Source organism: Pararhodobacter sp. (assembly GCF_034676075.1).
GTDB lineage: Bacteria > Pseudomonadota > Alphaproteobacteria > Rhodobacterales > Rhodobacteraceae > Pararhodobacter.
In genome coordinates this window covers 31,212-48,694 of the sequence record NZ_JAUCCQ010000008.1, presented here as the reverse complement: position 1 = coordinate 48,694, position 17,483 = coordinate 31,212, and the positions used below count along the sequence as shown (strand labels likewise).

The 17,483-nt window shown below is 69.1% G+C and carries 18 protein-coding genes; 13 read left to right on the top strand and 5 right to left on the bottom strand.

Annotated features, from left to right (window positions below):
• The first annotated feature begins 2 nt into the window (after positions 1-2).
• The 8 genes from VDQ18_RS05015 to VDQ18_RS04980 all read left to right on the top strand — a co-directional run bounded on the left by VDQ18_RS05015 (position 3) and on the right by VDQ18_RS04980 (position 7,668).
• A complete protein-coding gene (locus VDQ18_RS05015) occupies positions 3-764 on the top strand; it encodes a hypothetical protein (protein ID WP_323019919.1) in 762 nt (253 codons plus the stop codon).
• Positions 761-1,549, top strand: a complete 789-nt coding sequence (locus tag VDQ18_RS05010; protein ID WP_323019918.1) for a sulfotransferase — start codon at positions 761-763, stop codon at positions 1,547-1,549. Before VDQ18_RS05015 ends, VDQ18_RS05010 begins: the two co-directional genes overlap by 4 nt.
• Positions 1,546-2,313 (top strand): sulfotransferase domain-containing protein, encoded by a 768-nt coding sequence (locus VDQ18_RS05005; RefSeq protein WP_323019917.1) that lies wholly within the window; start codon positions 1,546-1,548, stop codon positions 2,311-2,313. Before VDQ18_RS05010 ends, VDQ18_RS05005 begins: the two co-directional genes overlap by 4 nt.
• Positions 2,314-2,315: 2 nt before the next feature.
• A complete protein-coding gene (locus VDQ18_RS05000; RefSeq protein ID WP_323019916.1) occupies positions 2,316-4,367 on the top strand; it encodes a glycosyltransferase in 2,052 nt (683 codons plus the stop codon).
• Positions 4,368-4,412: 45 nt separating this feature from the next.
• On the top strand, positions 4,413-5,039 hold the full coding sequence (locus VDQ18_RS04995; protein WP_323019915.1) for a class I SAM-dependent DNA methyltransferase: 627 nt from the start codon (positions 4,413-4,415) through the stop codon (positions 5,037-5,039).
• An 8-nt stretch (positions 5,040-5,047) separates the two neighbouring features.
• Positions 5,048-5,941 (top strand): PfkB family carbohydrate kinase, encoded by an 894-nt coding sequence (locus VDQ18_RS04990; protein ID WP_323019914.1) that lies wholly within the window; start codon positions 5,048-5,050, stop codon positions 5,939-5,941.
• The gene (locus VDQ18_RS04985; RefSeq protein ID WP_323019913.1) at positions 5,938-6,834 is read left to right on the top strand and encodes a pseudouridine-5'-phosphate glycosidase; all 897 of its coding nucleotides are present in this window, start codon (positions 5,938-5,940) and stop codon (positions 6,832-6,834) included. Before VDQ18_RS04990 ends, VDQ18_RS04985 begins: the two co-directional genes overlap by 4 nt.
• A 126-nt stretch (positions 6,835-6,960) precedes the next feature.
• Entirely contained in the window at positions 6,961-7,668 is a 708-nt protein-coding gene (locus tag VDQ18_RS04980) for a DUF502 domain-containing protein (RefSeq protein WP_323019912.1), read from the top strand.
• Here the strand turns inward: VDQ18_RS04980 and VDQ18_RS04975 are convergent.
• Positions 7,661-8,710, bottom strand: coding sequence for a patatin-like phospholipase family protein (locus tag VDQ18_RS04975; RefSeq protein WP_323019911.1), 1,050 nt, complete (start codon positions 8,708-8,710; stop codon positions 7,661-7,663). The genes VDQ18_RS04980 and VDQ18_RS04975 overlap by 8 nt on opposite strands.
• A 59-nt stretch (positions 8,711-8,769) precedes the next feature.
• Positions 8,770-9,552 carry a 3-hydroxybutyrate dehydrogenase gene (locus VDQ18_RS04970; RefSeq protein ID WP_323019910.1) on the bottom strand — a complete coding sequence of 261 codons (783 nt, stop codon included), beginning with the start codon at positions 9,550-9,552 and terminating at the stop codon, positions 8,770-8,772.
• A gap of 249 nt (positions 9,553-9,801) precedes the next feature.
• On the opposite strand from VDQ18_RS04970, the gene VDQ18_RS04965 reads away from it, so the two are divergent.
• Together VDQ18_RS04965 and VDQ18_RS04960 are read left to right on the top strand one after the other, a co-directional pair.
• Positions 9,802-11,637, top strand: coding sequence for an extracellular solute-binding protein (locus VDQ18_RS04965; RefSeq protein WP_323019909.1), 1,836 nt, complete (start codon positions 9,802-9,804; stop codon positions 11,635-11,637).
• Entirely contained in the window at positions 11,634-11,753 is a 120-nt protein-coding gene (locus VDQ18_RS04960; RefSeq protein WP_323019908.1) for an entericidin EcnA/B family protein, read from the top strand. Before VDQ18_RS04965 ends, VDQ18_RS04960 begins: the two co-directional genes overlap by 4 nt.
• Positions 11,754-11,783: 30 nt before the next feature.
• Here the strand turns inward: VDQ18_RS04960 and VDQ18_RS04955 are convergent, their stop codons facing one another.
• Complete coding sequence (locus VDQ18_RS04955; protein WP_323019907.1) at positions 11,784-12,407, bottom strand: XRE family transcriptional regulator; 624 nt, start codon at positions 12,405-12,407, stop codon at positions 11,784-11,786.
• 125 nt (positions 12,408-12,532) lie between these two features.
• Here VDQ18_RS04955 and VDQ18_RS04950 point away from each other — a divergent pair, with 125 nt between their 5' ends.
• The 3 genes from VDQ18_RS04950 to VDQ18_RS04940 are packed head-to-tail and all read left to right on the top strand — an operon-like array spanning position 12,533 to position 15,899.
• Positions 12,533-14,065, top strand: a complete 1,533-nt coding sequence (locus tag VDQ18_RS04950; RefSeq protein ID WP_323019906.1) for a class I adenylate-forming enzyme family protein — start codon at positions 12,533-12,535, stop codon at positions 14,063-14,065.
• The gene (locus tag VDQ18_RS04945; protein ID WP_323019905.1) at positions 14,062-14,700 is read left to right on the top strand and encodes a DsbA family oxidoreductase; all 639 of its coding nucleotides are present in this window, start codon (positions 14,062-14,064) and stop codon (positions 14,698-14,700) included. Before VDQ18_RS04950 ends, VDQ18_RS04945 begins: the two co-directional genes overlap by 4 nt.
• Positions 14,697-15,899, top strand: a complete 1,203-nt coding sequence (locus VDQ18_RS04940; RefSeq protein ID WP_323019904.1) for a multidrug effflux MFS transporter — start codon at positions 14,697-14,699, stop codon at positions 15,897-15,899. Before VDQ18_RS04945 ends, VDQ18_RS04940 begins: the two co-directional genes overlap by 4 nt.
• Here the strand turns inward: VDQ18_RS04940 and VDQ18_RS04935 are convergent.
• Complete coding sequence (locus VDQ18_RS04935; RefSeq protein WP_323019903.1) at positions 15,887-17,032, bottom strand: NUDIX domain-containing protein; 1,146 nt, start codon at positions 17,030-17,032, stop codon at positions 15,887-15,889. The genes VDQ18_RS04940 and VDQ18_RS04935 overlap by 13 nt on opposite strands.
• Positions 17,022-17,480, bottom strand: coding sequence for a TrgA family protein (locus tag VDQ18_RS04930; RefSeq protein ID WP_323019902.1), 459 nt, complete (start codon positions 17,478-17,480; stop codon positions 17,022-17,024). Before VDQ18_RS04930 ends, VDQ18_RS04935 begins: the two co-directional genes overlap by 11 nt.
• Positions 17,481-17,483 lie beyond the last annotated feature (3 nt).

The window sequence follows — 17,483 nt, the reverse complement described above, 5'->3', positions numbered from 1 at the left end:
GCATGTTCGACGATGAGCTTCCCGAATTTGCCGTCCGGGGCGAGGCGGGGATCGACCTCTTCGAACGGCTGCCGATGGATGGCCAGCGCCGCTCGCGGTTTCGCTGCCTGGCCACGCTGACCCCGGACGGGCAGCTGCAGGACCACAGCGGAAAGGCCACGGCGCAGGCCGAGCGGCTCACCGCCCTGGCCCGCGCGCTGGACGACGACCCGCTGCTGGTGCCGATGTCGCTGGGCGACGCCAGCGCCTGGCCCCGCGCCGCGTCCGGGGGCGATCCGCTGCGGCTGTTCCTCTACCTCGATTTCTTTCGCGCCTGGCAGGTCGCCGATCTGGCGGGTGCCCGGCTCGAGGCGCAGCTGGCCCGCGATCCCGGGGCGCTGCCGGTCGATCCCGGGCAATTGGCGGGCGCCATCGCCCCGGTCTTCGACTTCAACCGCCTGTCGCGCGGGCGGGCGCTGGCGCGGGCCCTGATGCCCCGGCTCAGGCCGCTCCTGTCGCAGGCGGGGGCCGAGGAACGCTACGAGGGCATCGCCTTTGCGCTGCGCATGCTGGGGGATCTGTGCCTCAGGGCCGATGCCCCGGCCGAGGCGCTGGCCTGCTTCGACACCGCCGTCACTGCTGGCGACAACCCTTTCCGCCGCCGCAAGGCGATCGAGGCGGCGCGCGCGGCGGGCGATGCCGAAGCGCTGCGCCTCCACCGTGCGGGCTATGCCGCCCGCTGGACATTGCCGGCCGATCTGGCCGAAACCGGAGACCTTGAATGAGCCGCGAGAATGCCGCCGATATCCTCGGAATCGGGGCGCAACGGGCCATGACCTCATGGCTGCATCAGGCGCTGTCCGCCCATCCCGGCACCTGGACCTTTCCCGATTTCCACCCCGTCACCTCCTCGACCAAAGAGGCGCATTACTGGGACTGGAACCACAAGCGCGGCCCGGATTGGTACAAGGTGCTGTTGCGGCCGCTGGAGGAGGGCAAGAAAAGCCTCGACGTGACGCCGGAATACGCCTTTCTCACCGACCGCCAGATCGAGGAATGCAAGGCGCTGAACCCCGGCGCCCGCGTCATCTACATCCTGCGCGATCCGCTGGCCCGCGCCGTCTCGGGGATCCGCATGCATACCGTCTGGGCCAGCAAGAACGCACCGGCCGAGGAGGTCTCGCTCGAGATGAACCAGACCTTCCTCGACCGCTGCGAACGGGCGCGGATCTGGGACCATGGCGCCTGCGCCGCGAATCTCAGGCGCTGGCGGCGGCGCTATCCCGACCTTCTGGTCCTGAATTACGAGGAATTGCGCGCCGATCCGCTGGCCGGTTTCCGCAAGGTGCTGAGCCATTGCGGGCTCGACTGGCAGGGGCTGGACGAAGCCGCGCGCGAGACGCTGACCGAACGCGCCCGCCGCCATGTCTGGGCGACGCCGCGTTACGCACTCTCGCCCGATTGCCTGCATTTCCTGGCGGGGGCCATGTGGCCCCTGCGCGAGGCGCTGACCAAGGAGACGGGCATCACCTTCGAGGAAGGCGACGCGCTGATGGAGGGCGTGGCATGACGCGCGAGAATATCACCGACATCCTCTGCATCGGTTGCCAGAAGGGCTCCACCTCGTGGCTGCATTCGGTGCTGAGCACCCATCCCGGCACCCATGCCTTCCCCAACATCGACCCGGTCACCTCGACCAACAAGGAAGCGCATTTCTGGGACTGGAACCACAAGCGCGGCGTGGACTGGTATCGCACCCTGATGGCGCCCGAGGATCCGGCGTTGAAATCCATGGATTTCACCCCCGAATACGCCTTTCTCAACGAGGTTCAGATCGCCGAATGCAAGGCGCTGAACCCCAGCGCCAAGGTCATCTACATCCTGCGCGACCCGCTGGCGCGCGCCGTCTCGGCGATCCGCATGCACATGCTCTGGCGGCTGGGCAAGGACCACGCCGAGCCGCTGCACATGGACGACACGTTCCGCTTCTTCCTCAACGCCGCGCGGCTGACCCAGCATGGCGATTACCTGCGCAACCTCCGGGCCTGGCGGCGCCATTACCCCGATCTGATCGTCCTGAACTACGAGGATTTCCATACCAACCGCGAGGGCAGCGTGCGCCGCATCTTCGCCGATCTGGGCCTCGATATCGACGCCGCCAACCAGCAGCGGCTGAAAAAGCTGATGGGGTCGCGGGTCTGGGAATCCGCCAAGTTTCCCATGGACCGCTCGGTGCTGATGTTCCTGCAAGGCCTCACCTGGCGCTTCCGGCAAGAGACGCAGGCCGAACTCGGCATGCGCTTTGCCGAGGGCGAGCGCCTGCTGGCCGGGTGAGCATGGAAGATCTCGCCCGCCAGCTCTGGACCGGGCCGCTGCCGGACCCCTCCGCGCCGGGGCGCGATCTGGCCGGGGTTGCGGACTACCAGACCGCGCTGTCCCGGGCCCGGGCGCTGGTCGGCTGGAGCCTGCCGGTCGATCTGGCCGCGCTCAGGGCGCGCTGGCCGTGGTCCATCGACCTCGCCCGCCTCTCGGTCGAGGCCGAGGGCGATCTGGCCCCGCTCCACGCCGCCGTCACCACGGCCGGCCGCCGTCTTGGCGTGCTGGCACGGGCGCTCTGGTCGCAGGGCCGGGTGGACGAGGCGCTGGCCTGCCTCGACACGCTCGATCCCGCATCCGAGACCTTTGCCGAGGACCACGCCACCCGCGCCGAACTCCGCATCCTCAGCGATCTGCCTGCCGATCCCGTCCCCGGCCCCCGCGGGGTGCATCTGTCGCTGCTTTCCCTCTGGCGGGAGGAGGGGGCCGAGGCCCTCGCCCGCCGCCTGACCCGCGACGCCGCCGACCTTCCCGCCCATGCGCCGCTCTGGGCCTGGCTGATCGACACTTTCATCACCGAGCGTGATTTCGCCCGCGCCCGCGAAGCCCTTGGCGGTTTCGCCGCCCGACTGCCCGCCCATCCCGACCTCGCCGCCGCCCGCATCCGCCTGGCGCTGGAAGCAGAGGACCGTACTAGCGCCCGCGCCCTTCTCGACGCGCAGGGCGAGGCGGACGCCCCCTGGCGCTGGACCGCGCGGCGCTATGTCCAGCATCTGCGCTGGCTGACGGATGACATCTCGGCCGCCGACCAGCCGGATTTCACCCCGCTGAGGCTGCAGGCCGAGGCCGCCCTGCGCCTGCATCCCCGCAACGGCATCCTGCAGGGCCTCTGGCTGATGGCGCGCGAGCTGACCGAGGATTGGGACGCCCTCGCCCGCGACCTGGCCGACTGGCCCGACGCCCGCGCCGCCGCCGCGCTGCTGCTGCGGCTTGGCCTGCCCGATGCGGCGCTCAGCGCGCTCGACCGCGCGGCGCCAGCCCCCCCGGACGAAGCCTTCCGCACCCGCCTGCGCCGCGCCGAGGCGCTGCTGCGCAAGGGGGCGCTGGCCGAGGCCGGGGCGGCGCTTGGCCCCTGCCCCAGAGCCGCGCCACTCGCCGCCGATCACGCCTATTGGTCGGCCGAGATCGCCGCTGCCGCCCGCGACCTGCCCGCCGCCCGCGCCGCGCTCTCCCCTTCGTTGGCCAGCAGCCCCGCGCGCATGGGCCTGTGGCTCAGTGCCGCCCGCGTGGCCTTCCTGTCGGGCGACGACGCAAGCGCCGCCGAGGCCCTGACCCGCTTCCGCGCGCTGAAGACCGCGCAACTCGGCGCCCCGCCGCCCGACGATTTGCGCGACCTGATCGCCCGGGACGCCGCGACTGGCCAGCCCGGCCCCGGCCTCGCCGCCCGCGCCTTCGCCCGGGCGCTGCCCGCCTTCCAACCGCAGGAGGGCCCGCCGATCCCGCCCCGCATCGCCCATTACTGGGAAGGCCCCCGCTCCGCCCCGCTTGAGCGCAGCCTCCGCGCCTGGGCCGGGCTCTATCCGCAGACGCTCTATGACGCGGCCAGCGCCCGGGCGTGGCTCGCCACCAATACCGACCTCGCGCCGCTCTTCGACCGGCTGACCCAGCCCGCCACCCGCGCCGACCTGTTCCGCGTGGCGCTGATCGCCCGTGACGGCGGGCTCTTCGCCGATCTCGACGAATATCCGCGCGCGCCGCTGGATGATTGGCTGCAGAGCGCGGCGGCCGTGCTGGTGGTCGAGGAAGGCCATGCCACCATCGCCAACAATTTCCTCGCCGCCCGGCCCGGCCTGCCGCTTTTCACCCGGCTTCAGGACCGCATCGCCGCGACGCTCAACGCCACCGAACAGCCCTATCCCTGGTGGCATTCCGGCCCCGCCCCCCTGACCGTCGAGGCCCATGACGCCCGCGCCACCCCAGGCCTCAGGGTCCTGCCGCAACCCGCCTATGAGGCGCGGATCGCCACCAACCTGCCCTTCCCGCACAAGCGCGGCCCCGGCCATTGGCGCTGAAAGCGGGGGCTGGACAAACCGCCGCCCGCAGGGTCCAATCGCCCCATGGAAAAGCCAGACCTTTCCAACGCCTATGCGCTGAACGGCGCCGAGGACATCCGCCGTCTCTATGCCGGTTGGGCCGACAGTTATGACGCGGATTTCGCCCAGGGCATGGATTACCGCCTGCCCGCCGAGGTCGCCGCCGCCTTCCTGCGTCACGCCCCGCCAGCGGGGCCGGTGCTGGACGTGGGCGCGGGCACCGGGTTGCTGACGCAGGCGCTGCGGGCACTGGGACACGCGGGCCCGGTCGACGCGCTCGACCTCTCGGCCGAGATGCTGGCAAGGGCCGGGACCAAGGGCCTCTACCGCGACCTGATCGCCGGGGATGTGACGAAACCCCTGCCCTGCACGGGCTATGCCGGGATCGTCAGCTCCGGCACCTTCACCCATGGCCATGTCGGGCCCGAGGCATTCGGACCCCTTCTGGACGCCGCCCAGCCCGGCGCGCTCTTCGCACTGTCGGTCAATCAGGGCGTCTGGGACAGCCTCGCCTTCGGCCCGGCGCTGGCCGCGCTTCCCGTCACCGGGCTTGACCGCGCCGAGGTGGCGATCTACGGGCAGCGGGCGGCCCGGAAAGACCCCGGCCACGCCGCCGACCGCGCCCTGATCGTCACCTTCCGCAAAGCCTGAGCCCCCGCGTGACCCGCCCCGACATCCTCTGCATCGGCTCCGTCCTGTGGGACATCATCGGCCGCACCGATACTTCGCTGCGCGCCCGCGGCGATGTGGCGGGCCATATCACCCGGCTGCCGGGTGGCGTCGCCCTCAACATCGCCATGACGCTGGCCCGCTTCGGCCTGCGCCCCGCCGTCCTTAGCGCCATCGGCGCCGATACCGAGGGGACGGAACTCCTGGCCGCCTGCGAGGCCTTGGGCGTCGATACCCGCTTCGCCCTCAGGACCGACCTGCCGACCGACCGCTACATGGCGATCGAGGATAGTACCGGCCTCGTCGCCGCCATCGCCGACGCCCATTCATTGGAGGCCGCCGGGGCCTCGATCCTCGAACCGCTGTCGGACGGCCGTCTCGGGACCGAAACCGCGCCCTGGGCCGGCCCCATCGCCGTGGACGGCAACCTGACCGAGGCGCTGCTGGCCGAGATCGCGGCCTCGCCCCTCTTCCGCGCCGCCGATCTCCGCATCGCCCCCGCCAGCCCCGGCAAGGCCGAGCGGCTGATCCCGGTCATGCGCCACCCCGGCGCCACGCTCTATGTCAACCGGCAGGAGGCGGGCCTCATCGCCGGCTGCACCCCCGCCACCGCCGCCGAGGCCGCGCGGGCGCTGATCGCCGCCGGGGCCGCCCGCGCGCTGGTCACCGACGGGGCCCATCCCGCCGCCGATGCCGCCCGTGGCCAGCCGCTCCTCACCTGCGCCGCCCGCCCTGTGCAGGCCCGTCGCATCACCGGCGCGGGCGATACCTTCATGGCCGCCCATCTTTTCGCCGAAACCCGCGGCCACGACCGGACCGAGGCGCTGACCCGCGCCCAGGCCGCCGCCGCCGCCTATGTCGCCTTCGAGGACTTTACCCCATGATCCACTATTCGCCCGAAGTTGCCGAGGCTCGTACCAAGGGCCTGCCGCTGGTCGCGCTGGAATCGACCATCATCAGCCACGGCATGCCCTTCCCGCAAAACGTCGAGACCGCCCGCGCGGTCGAGGCTGCGGTGCGGGAGGCGGGCGCAGTGCCCGCCACCATCGCGGTTCTCGACGGGCAGATCTTCGTCGGCCTGACCGATGCGCAGCTCGACACGCTGGGTCAGGCGCAGGACGTGATGAAACTGTCCCGCGCCGACCTCGCCGTCTGCGTCGCCACCGGCCGCACCGGGGCCACCACCGTCGCCGCAACGATGATCTGTGCCGAACTGGCCGGGATCAAGGTCTTCGCCACCGGCGGCATCGGCGGCGTGCATCGCGGCGCCGAACTCAGCTTCGACATCTCGGCCGACCTGCAGGAGCTGGGCCAGACCGCCGTCACCGTGGTCGCCGCCGGGGCCAAGGCGATCCTTGATCTGCCGAAGACGCTGGAAGTGCTGGAAACCCTGGGCGTGCCGGTCATCGCCGTCGGCCAGGACGACCTGCCCGCCTTCTGGTCGCGCGCCTCGGGGCTGAAGGCGCCGCTGCGCCTCGATACCGCGGCCGAGATCGCCGCCGCCCACCGCACCCGCACCGCGCTGGGCCTGAAGGGCGGCCAGCTGGTCACCAACCCGATCCCGGCCGAGGCCGAGATCCCGCGCGCCGAGATCATGCCGGTGGTCGAGGCCGCGCTGGCCGAGGCCGAGGCGCAGGGCATCAGCGCCAAGGCGGTGACGCCCTTCCTGCTGGACCGGATCTTCGCCGCGACCGAGGGCCGCTCGCTGACCGCCAATATCGCGCTGGTGCTGAACAACGCCCGGCTGGCGGCGCAGATCGCCCGCGAATTGGTCTGACATCCGGCGCGGTTTTCGCGCGAATATTGCCTGACATTCGCGACGCCCCGAGCGGCCCTTGCGCCGCCTCGGGGCGCTGCCTATTTAGGGGTTAACGCCCCTCGCCCCAGTGACGAACCGCCTGTCATGTCCACGCCTCCCCGCCCGCATCGCCGCGGGTTCTTCGCCGGACTTCGGGCTTCGTTCCTGACCGGTCTTGTCGTGGTCGCACCTGCGGTGCTGACCATCTGGCTCATCACCGCCGTCGTGGAATTCGTCGACAGCCGGGTCATTCCGCTGATCCCGCGCGAGACGTTGCGCCGCTTCCTGCCGGAAAACCTGGCGCATATGGACCTGATCAGCCTGCCCGGAATCGGGCTGGTGATCGCGCTTCTGTTTACCTTGATTGTCGGCTTCTTCGCCAAGGGCTTCATCGGCCGCAGCCTGATCCAATGGGGCGAGGATCTGGTCTCGCGCATGCCGGTCGTGCGCTCGATCTACAACGCGCTGAAGCAGATCGCCGAGACGGTCTTCGCGCAAAGCTCGACCTCGTTCAACCGCGCCTGCCTGGTGGAATATCCCCGCCCCGGCCTCTGGGCCGTGGCCTTCGTCTCGACCGACACCAAGGGCGAGATCGCCCAGAAGATCGGCGGCGAAAAGCTGATTTCGGTCTTCCTGCCGACCACGCCGAACCCGACCTCGGGCTTCCTGCTCTTCGTGCCGGAAAAGGACGTCATCGCGCTGGACATGTCGATCGAGGATGCGGCGAAGCTGATCATCTCGGCGGGCCTCGTCGCCCCCGACCCGGCGAAACCGGGTCAGGTTACGCGCAAGAAGCGCGACGAGATCAGCTGAACATCGCCGCCAGGTCGACGGTCGCGGTCTTGTTCAGGTCCTGACCATGGGCCCGCAGGAACCGCCCCGCCGCCCGCCGTCCCGACCGGAACAGCCGCTCGATCAGGTCGGGTGTGGGCGAGACCTTGGTGCGCACCGAAAGCTCGCGCATGAGCCGGTCGTCGGCGATGAAATGCACCAGCACATCCTTCATCGCCCCCTTGGTCACATGCCCCTCGGCGATCAGCCGCTTGACGAAGGCGATGGCGCGCAGGTCCCGCAACAACGCCGCGTTGAAGCTTACCTCGTTGATACGGTTCAGGATTTCCTGAGAGGTCTGGGGCACTTCCGGCCGGTACTGCGGGTTCAGCGAGACGATCACCAGGTCGTCGGGCAGCGCCGGATCATAAAGCGGGTGCAGCGCCGGATTGGCCGAATAGCCACCGTCCCAATAGAATTCGCCCTCGACCTCGACCGCGCGGAAAAAGGTCGGCAGGCAGGCCGAGGCCAAGAGCGCCTGATGCGTCACCTGCGACCCTGAGAAGACCCGGACCTTGCCGGTATGCACATTGGTCGCGGCCACGAACAGCTGCGGCCCCGCGTCGGCGCAGACATTGTCGATATCGAGCGCCAGCACCGCGGGCTCCAGCGGGTTCTTCCACAAGGGGCCCCAATCATAGGGGCTGAAGACCTGCGCGGCGATATCGGCGGGGGTCACGGGCATCACCGTCTCGGCCAGCCTTGCGGCGTAGTCGAAAGGATAGAAGAAGGCCCGCATCCACTCGGCCGTGGGCGGCAGGCCCGGCACATCGGGCAAGCCGTCATAGGCGCCGCGACCGACCCGCTCCCAGAGCGCGCGCATCGTCGTCCGCGCGCCCTCGCGCCCGCCCTGAGCCATGCCGGATTTGAAGGCTGCGCCGTTCAGCGCCCCGGCCGAGGTGCCGGAAATCGCCGCGATCTCCAGATCCTCCTCGTCCAGCAGCCGGTCCAGCACGCCCCAGGTGAAAGCCCCGTGCGCCCCGCCGCCTTGCAGCGCGAGGTTGATGCGTCGCGTTCGGGTCATGCCCTAATTCCTTGAAAGACGGATAAGAACGGGGCCGGCATCGCGCCGGCCCCGGCGCGTCACATGGCGGTCCAGCCACCATCGACGCTGATCGTCGTGCCGGTGATCTGCGCCGCGGCCTCCGAGCACAGGAAGGCCGTCGTGCCGCCGATCTCCTCGGTGGTGGCGAACTGGCGCGAGGGCTGGCGGTCCAGCATGACCTCGCGGATCACCGTCTCGCGGTCCATGTTGTGGGTCTTCATCTGGTCGGGGATCTGCGCCTCGACCAGGGGCGTCAGCACATAGCCCGGGCAGATCGCATTGGCGGTGACACCCTTGCCCGCCGCTTCCAGCGCCGTGACCTTGGTGAATCCGACCACGCCATGCTTGGCCGCCACATAGGCCCCCTTGAAGGGCGAGGCCCGCAGCCCATGCGCCGAGGCGATGTTGACGATCCGGCCCCAGCCCTTGTCGTACATTCCGGGCAGCGCCGCGGCGGTGGTGTGGAAGGCCGAGGACATGTTGATCGCGATGATCGCGTTCCACTTCTCGATCGGGAAATCCTCGATCTTGGCGACGTGCTGGATACCAGCGTTGTTAACCAGGATATCGCAGCCACCGGCCTTTTCGACCAGGGCGCGGCATTCCTCGGGCTTGGACATGTCGGCCTTGATGTAGGTGACGGTGACGCCGAACTTGGCGGCCATGTCCTTGGCCTGCTGGTGGTCGGCCTCGGTATCGGAGAACGAGTTCAGCACGACATCGGCGCCCGCGGCGGCCAGCGCCTCGGCCACCCCGTGTCCAATGCCCGAGGTCGAGCCGGTGACGATGGCGCGGCGGCCTTTGAGAAATTTGTCGGTCATGATTGCCTCATGGAATCTGATGCTGCATGTGCAACATAGACCTCATATAGGGGGGCGCGGCACAAAAAAAAACGCCCGCGCAAGGCGGGCGTCAGTCGTTGAGGCAGGTTTCATACAGGCAAGAAACCTATCGAGCAGTGAGATACTTATAGCGCTTTGTTCAGACTGGGCCAAGCTTAAAGTTTACAGGCACCTAGCCGGGGGAGTACCCAGAAGAACCCCCTCCGCGACGCCAGGATTGTTTCGCCCATGACCTTCTTTTTCCCCTTGCGAGCCTCGGGATTCGCGCTTGCAGCACTGCTGTCGGCGCTTGCTGCTACGCCGCAGGTTCTGGCGCAGGACGGCCAGAGTCACGGTATCGCTATGTACGGAACCCCCGCGCTACCACAAGATTTCGTGTCCCTGCCCTATGCCAATCCGGAGGCCCCGCAGGGTGGCCGATTCGTTTTCGCCGAGATCGGCAGTTTCGATTCGCTCAACCCGTTCATCCTGCGCGGGTCCGCCCCCTGGGGAGTCAACCTGTTGACGGTTCAGAGTCTTCTGGGCCGTTCTTACGACGAACCCTTCGGCCTCTACCCGGTGCTGGCGGAATCACTGCGGACCGATTCGTCCCGCTCCTTCGTCGAATTCACCCTACGGGAGGGCGCGCGCTTCTCGGATGGCTCACCGGTCACTCTCGACGATGTGATCTGGTCCTTCGAGACAATGGGCGCCGAAGGCCACCCGCGCTACCGCAATGCCTGGACCAAGATCGCCTCGATGGAGCAGGTGGACGAGCGCACGCTGCGCTTCACCTTCACCGAGCCCGACCGCGAATTGCCCCTCATTCTGGGCCTGCGGCCCATCGTGCAGCGGGCTCAATTCGACGTGAGCGCGGGTGGGCGGAGTTTCGCCGAAAGCTCGCTCACCCCGGTCATTGCCTCGGGCCCCTACGAGGTTTCGGCGGTCGATCCCGGCCGCTCGGTCACCTTCCGCCGGGTCGCCGATTGGTGGGCCGCCGACCTGCCCTTCTATCGCGGCCAGATGAACGCGGACGAGATCCGCTACGAATATTACAGCGACCTCTCGGTCGCGTTCGAGGCCTTCAAGGCCGGGCTGATCTCGGTCTGGCGCGAGGTCAACGCCGCCCGCTGGGCCGACAGCTATGACATTCCCGCCGTCCATGATGGCCGGATCCGGCTGGTCGAGGTGCCGCATCAGCGCCCCTCGGGCATGTCGGGGCTGTTCATCAACACCCGCCGCGCGCTCTTCGCCGATTGGCGGGTGCGCGAGGCGCTGCTGCTGGCCTTCGATTTCGAGCGGATCAACCAGGTGGTGACCGGCGGCGCCGAACCGCGCATCGCCTCGTATTTCGGCAATTCCGTGCTGGGCATGCGCCCGGGTCCGGCCGAGGGGCGCGTGGCCGAACTGCTGGCGCCCTTCGCCGACGAGCTGCCGCCCGGCGCGCTTGAGGGCTACGCGCTGCCGGTCAGCGACGGCCGCTCGAACCGGCGCAACCGGCGCGAGGCGATGCGCCTTCTGGCCGAGGCTGGCTGGGAGCCCGACGCGCAGGGCGTCCTGCGGAACGCCGAGGGCCAGGCCTTCGCCTTCGAGATCCTGTTGCTGCAGGGCCAGGCCGAGATCCAGTCGACCGCCGCCGCCTTCGCCGAGGATCTGCAGGCGCTGGGGATCCAGGCCCGCGTGGCGCTGATCGATTCCGCCCAATATGTCGAGCGGACCAATCGCTATGACTTCGACATGACCTATTCGCTCAGGCTGATGACCCTGTCCCCCGGCAACGAGCAGGTGCTCTATTGGGGCGCCCAGGGCGTCGACAGCCCCGGCAGCCGCAATTTCGCGGGCGTCCATGACCCGGCGGTCGAGGCGATGATCAATGCCATGCTCACGTCGACCACCGACGAGGAGTTCACCGCCGCCGTGCGGGCGCTCGACCGGGTGCTGATGGCGGGGCGCTACGCGATCCCCTTCTGGTTTTCGCCGGTCAGCCGGATGGCGGTGCAGAGCAACTTGCACTTTCCCGACATTTTGCCGATGTATGGGGACTGGACGGGCTTTCTGCCCGAAGTCTGGTGGTATCAGGAATGAAAACGGCTTTCGCGATTGCCCTTGCCCTTGTGACGCTCACGGCCTGCAACACGGTCGAGGGCGTCGGTCAGGACATCTCGGGTGGCGCCAATGTGGTGCGGGGCTGGATGCGCTGACCAGCGCAGCCGCCCTGCTTCACCCGGCCCTTACTCCAACGACGTCACCCAGAGGATGGTCGCATCCTCGGGGCTCAGGCTGATGACGTTATGACCCATCGAGGCATCGTAATAGGCGCTGTCGCCGCGCTTCATGTCGATGGGGGCGTAGAATTCGGTGTAAAGCCGGATCTGCCCGGTCAGGACATAGAGGAATTCCTCTCCGTCATGGCGCACCCAGCCGTCGAAATCCTCGAACCGGCGGGCATGGATCGTCGCGCGGTAGGGCAGCATCGCCTTGCGGGTCAGCGCCCCCGCCAGCAGCTCATGCTCATAGGTCGTGGTGACATGCGCCTCGCCCTCGCCCGCCTTGGTCACGGTCATGCGCCCGCCCGGCGAGCCATGGCGCGGCGGGGTGAACAGCTGCGGCACGCTGATGCCCAGCCCCTCGGCCAGTTTCTTCAGCCCGTCATAGGTGGGCGACATCTGGCCGTTCTCGATCTTCGACAGCGTGGACCGCGCCAGCCCCGCCGCCTGGGCCGCCTGTTCCAGCGTCCAGCCCCGGTCCTTGCGCAGGGTCCGCACCCGTTCGGCCAGGTCGATTGGCGCGGCCAGGGCCTCGCCGCCGTCGGAACGGGCGATACGGATGATGGCGGGATTGGTCAGATCGCTCATGAACGTGGCCTTACTCAGGGTAAGGCGTTTTGCGCTATTGTCGCGTCCTTGTCGAGGGTGCCCGCCCGCCGCCACAGGGGGACTCGGCCCTTGCCCTTGCGGCCCCACCGGATTAGCTGGATTTCATGCACGCGTTAATCGATTCAAGCCCCTTTGACCCCTGCCCCGCGCCCTTCAACCTGGCCGCCTATGTGCTGGCCCAGGCCGAGGTCACGCCCGAGAAGATCGCGTTGCAGATCGTCAGCCTGACCGGCGCCGAACGCTGGTCCTATGGCGCGCTGGCGCAGGCCGTGCGCGGCATCGGCACCGGGCTACTCGAGGCCGGGCTGGCGCCTGGCGACCGCGTGCTGCTCAGGCTGGGCAACACCGTCGATTTTCCGCTCGCCTTCCTCGGCGCCATCGCCGTGGGGCTGGTGCCGGTTCCGACCTCGTCGCAACTGACGGCCGAGGAAATCACCGCCATGGCCGCGCAGATCACCCCCGCCGCGGTGATCGCCGCCCCGGGCATCGCGCTGCCCGATACGGCGCGACCGGGTGGCGCGCTGCCGGTCATCACCACCGAAACGCTGCACCGCTGGCGCGACAATCCGCCCTGCGACTGGGCGATGGGCAGCCCCGACCGGCTGGCCTATCTGATCTTCACCTCCGGCACCTCGGGCAATCCGCGCGCGGTGATGCATGCCCATCGCGCCGTCTGGGCGCGGCGGATGATGTGGGACGGCTGGTACGGGCTCACTCCCGGCACCCGGCTTTTGCATGCGGGCGCCTTCAACTGGACCTATACGCTGGGCACCGGGCTCATGGATCCTTGGGCCAGCGGCAATACCGCGCTGATCCCCGGTGCCGGGGTCACGCCCGCGCAGCTGCCGCTGTTGCTCAAACGCTTCGACGTGACGATTTTCGCTGCCGCCCCCGGGGTTTACCGGCAGATGCTGCGGGCGCCCCTGGCGCCGATGCCGCATCTCAGGCACGGGCTTTCGGCCGGCGAGAAACTGCCCGAGCAGACCCGCGAGGCCTGGACCCAGGCCACCGGCACCCCGATCTACGAGGCGCTCGGCATGTCCGAAGTCTCGACCTATATCTCCGCCTCGCCCGGGCATCCGGCCAGCGCTGGCGCCTCGGGCTATCCGCAAAAGGGCCGCAAGGTCGCGGTTCTGGGCGAGGACGGCCAGCCCGTCCCGCGCGGCGAGGCCGGGGTCATGGCCGTGGGGCGCGACGACCCGGGATTGTTCCTGGGCTATTGGGGCCAGGAGGCCGAGACCGCCGCCAAGTTCCGGGGCGAATGGTTCCTGACCGGCGATACGGTCAGCATGGACGAGGACGGCGCCATCCGCTACCTCGGCCGCGACGACGACATGATGAACGCGGGCGGCTTCCGCGTCTCGCCGCTGGAAGTCGAGAAAGCGATGAACGCCCATCCCGGCATCGTCGAATCCGCCGCCATCGAGGCACGGGTCAGCGACACGACCACCATCCTCGCCCTCTACTACGTCCCCGCCGCGGACGCCCCTGACGCCGCCTCGCTCGCCGCCCATGCCGAGGCGCATCTCGCCCGTTACAAACAGCCCCGCCAGTTCATCGCGGTCGAGGCGCTGCCCAAGGGCGCCAACAACAAGATCAACCGCCGCGCCCTGCGCCAAGGATACGAAGCCCCATGAGCACCAAACTCGACATCTTCTCCGACCCCGTCTGCCCCTGGTGCTATATCGGCAAGGCCCGTCTGGAACGCGCGCTGGAACAGCGCCCCGACCATCCGTTCATCATCGAATGGCATCCCTTCATGTTGGCCCCCGACATGCCGCCCGAAGGCATGGACCGGCGCGAATACCTGCAGGCGAAGTTCGGCCCGCCGGAACAGGTGGCGAAGCTGCATGTGCCGATCCTCGAGGCCTGCGAGGAGATCGGCCTGCCGCTGGCGCTGGAAAAGATGGAGCGCAATCCCTCGACGCTCAACGCCCACCGCCTGATCCATTGGGCGGGGCTGGAGGGGCGGCAGCATGCCGTGGTCAGCGCGCTTTTCCGCGCCAATTTCGCCGAAGGCCGCGACATCGGCGACCGCGAGGTGCTGCTCGACATCGCTGCGGATGCCGGCCTTGACCGGGCCATGATCGCGCGGCTGCTGGACAGCGACGCCGACGTGGCCGAGATCCGCGCCCGCGACGCCGATATCCGCGCCCGCGGCCTGCGCGGCGTGCCGGGCTTCCTGCTGGGGCGGCAATACGTGCTGTCGGGCGCCCAGCCGGTCGAGACCTGGCTCGACGTCATCGACCAGATCACGGCGGCCAGCCAATGACCGGCCCGACAAGGCCGCTTCCGTTCGGCGAATTCATCGCCCTCTTGGCGCTGCTGATGGCGACCGTCGCCTATTCGGTCGACGCCATGCTGCCGCTTCTGGACCCGATCGGCCGTGAACTCGCCCCCGCCACGCCGGAAAACGCGCAGCTGGTCATCACCGTCTTCATGTTCGGCCTTGGCCTCGGCACCTTCGTCATGGGGCCGCTCAGCGACGCGCTGGGGCGCAAGACGGTGATCCTGGGCGGCATCACCCTCTATATGGTCGCGGCCGGCGTGGCCGCGGTCTCGAACGACCTGACGATGCTGCTGGTCGCCCGCTTCGTGCATGGCGTCGGCTGCGCCGCGCCCCGTGTCGTGGCCCAGGCGCTGGTGCGCGACCTCTATTCCGGGCGGCAGATGGCGCGGGTCATCTCTTTCGGGATGACCATCTTCACCCTCTTCCCCGCTGTCGCCCCCTATATGGGCGCGGAACTCGGCGCCCTCTTCGGCTGGCGCGCGATCTTCTGGAGCTTCATCGTCTTCGGCATCGTCTCGTTCCTGTGGATGGCCCTTCGCCAGCCCGAGACGCTGGCCCCCGAGAACCGCCGCCCGCTGGCCCTCGCTCCCCTCGGCCGGGCGCTGGTGACGGTGCTGTCGCACGCCCGCGTGCGGCTCTATCTGATGGCGCTGACCTTCGTCTTTGCCACCATGCTGACCTGGCTCAGCGCCGTCGCCGCGATCTTCGACCAGAGCTTCGGCCGCCTCGACCAATTCCCCGCCTGGTTCGCGCTGGTGGCGCTGCTGTCGGGCACCACCAGCCTGATCAACGCCAAACTGGTCGTGCGGCTGGGCATGCGGCGGCTGATCGGCATCGCGCTCAGCGTGCAGATCGCCATGGTCACCGTGACGCTCCTCGGCTTCGCGCTGGATCTGCCGCTGGCCGGTTTCGGGCTTTTCATCACGTTCATGGCCCTGCAATTCCTGTCGCTGGGCTTCCTGATCGGCAACATGAACGCGCTGGCGCTGGAGCCGATGGGCCATGTCGCGGGCATGGCGGCCTCGGTGATCGGCGGCGTCTCCACCGTGGTGGCGGCGGTCCTGGCCGCCGGGCTCACGCTCTTTGCCAATGGCACGCCGGTGCCGCTGGCGGCCAGCGTGCTGGGCTGCCTGCTGGCCTCGGGCGGAGCAATGCTGGCGGCGCGGCGCTACGCCGACTGAGCGCCGCGCAGCCGCGCCCGGTTCAGCGCCAGCCATTGCAGCGAGATCACCAGCGGCCCGTTGGCGATCTCGCCCGTCTCCAGCATCGCCATCGCTTCGGCGAAGGGGATGAGGTGGGTGCGGATATCCTCTGCCTCGGTCGCGAGGCCATGGATACCGTCCGCCCCCTCGGGCAGGTCGACCAGGGCCAGATAGCTGTAGAGGAATTCAGTCACCGCGCCGGGGCTTGAGTAATAGCGCGCCACGCTGTGAAGCGCGCCGATCTCCAGCCCCGCCTCCTCGGCCGCCTCGCGCCGCGCGGCCGCTTCGGGCGTCTCGCCCGCGTCGATCCGCCCGGCGATGGCCTCCAGCGTCCAGGGGTTCGCGTCGTCACGCAGGAACGGGGCGAAGCGGAATTGTTCGACCAGCAGCACCACGTCGCGCTTCGGGTCATAGGGCAGCAGCGTCACCGCATCGGTCAGCACAAACGCCGCCCGCTCCACCGGGGCGCTGTCGGTGCCGTCGTGATGGCGGAACCGCAGGCGGTTCTCCTCGATCGCGAAGACCTTGGCATAGGGCGTCCGGCGCCCCTCCACCGTGACATCCCCGGGCTGGGGGGCGCGGCGCCGCGTCGCGGGCGCGGCTTCGCTGCGGGCCCGGCGACGGCTGGCCACATGCCCGGCCAGCAAAGGGTAACGCCGCCGCAAGACTGCCGCCGGATGCTCAAGCGACAAGGCCATGACCTCGGCCGCGACCTCCGCCGCCAGCCCGCCATGGGCCGCGGCCCAGGCGTCGAGCGACCAGTCCGGTCCGGGCAGCCAATGCTCGTCTGCGGTCTGATAGAGCAAGGCCTCGACCGGTCCCTCGGCCGTCTGCGCGATCACCGGCACCGGGTGGTACTCGAAGATCCGCTCGTAAAGGTCGAGCGCCGCGCGCGCCTCAGCCCCCGGCCGGATCAGCGCACCTTGGGCCTCGGCGCCCGGCCGCGCCACCAGCAGCGGGAAATGCAGCGTGCCGCCGCCCGGCTCCTGCGCCTCGGTCACGGCATGGTCGGTCAGCGTGGCGGGTTCATAGGCCAGCGGCATGCCCGCGACCGCTTCCAGAACCGGCGGGTAGCGCAGGGTTCCGAACAGAAACAGGGGCTTATCGGGCATTCCTGCGACGCTCCATGCCGCGGTTGATGACATGCAGGACCAGCCCCAGCGCCAGACCGCCCGCGCCCAGCAGCAACAGGTATTCCTGCACCATCGCCTTGGCGAACCAGCCGATCAGGATGTCGAAATAGCCGGTCAGCGCGTCCATCACCTCCGGGTAACGGCGGCGATAGCCCAGGATGAAGACCTCCCGCACGCCCATGATCATGGCGGTGAACAGGGCCGTCAGCACCACAGCCTGCACGCCCACATAGAGCGAGAACCAGATCGAGCGGTCCAGCCTGCCGCCCAGGAAGACCCAGCCGGTGAAGAAGCCGACATAGGCGGTCCAGAGCGCGAAACTGCCCATCACCGCCTGCGGATCATGGAGCGGCTCATAGGCCTTGGCCGCGAAAAAGGCGAAGATTGCCAACAGGATGGCGGCCACGGGCCGGATCAGCGTGAACATCGC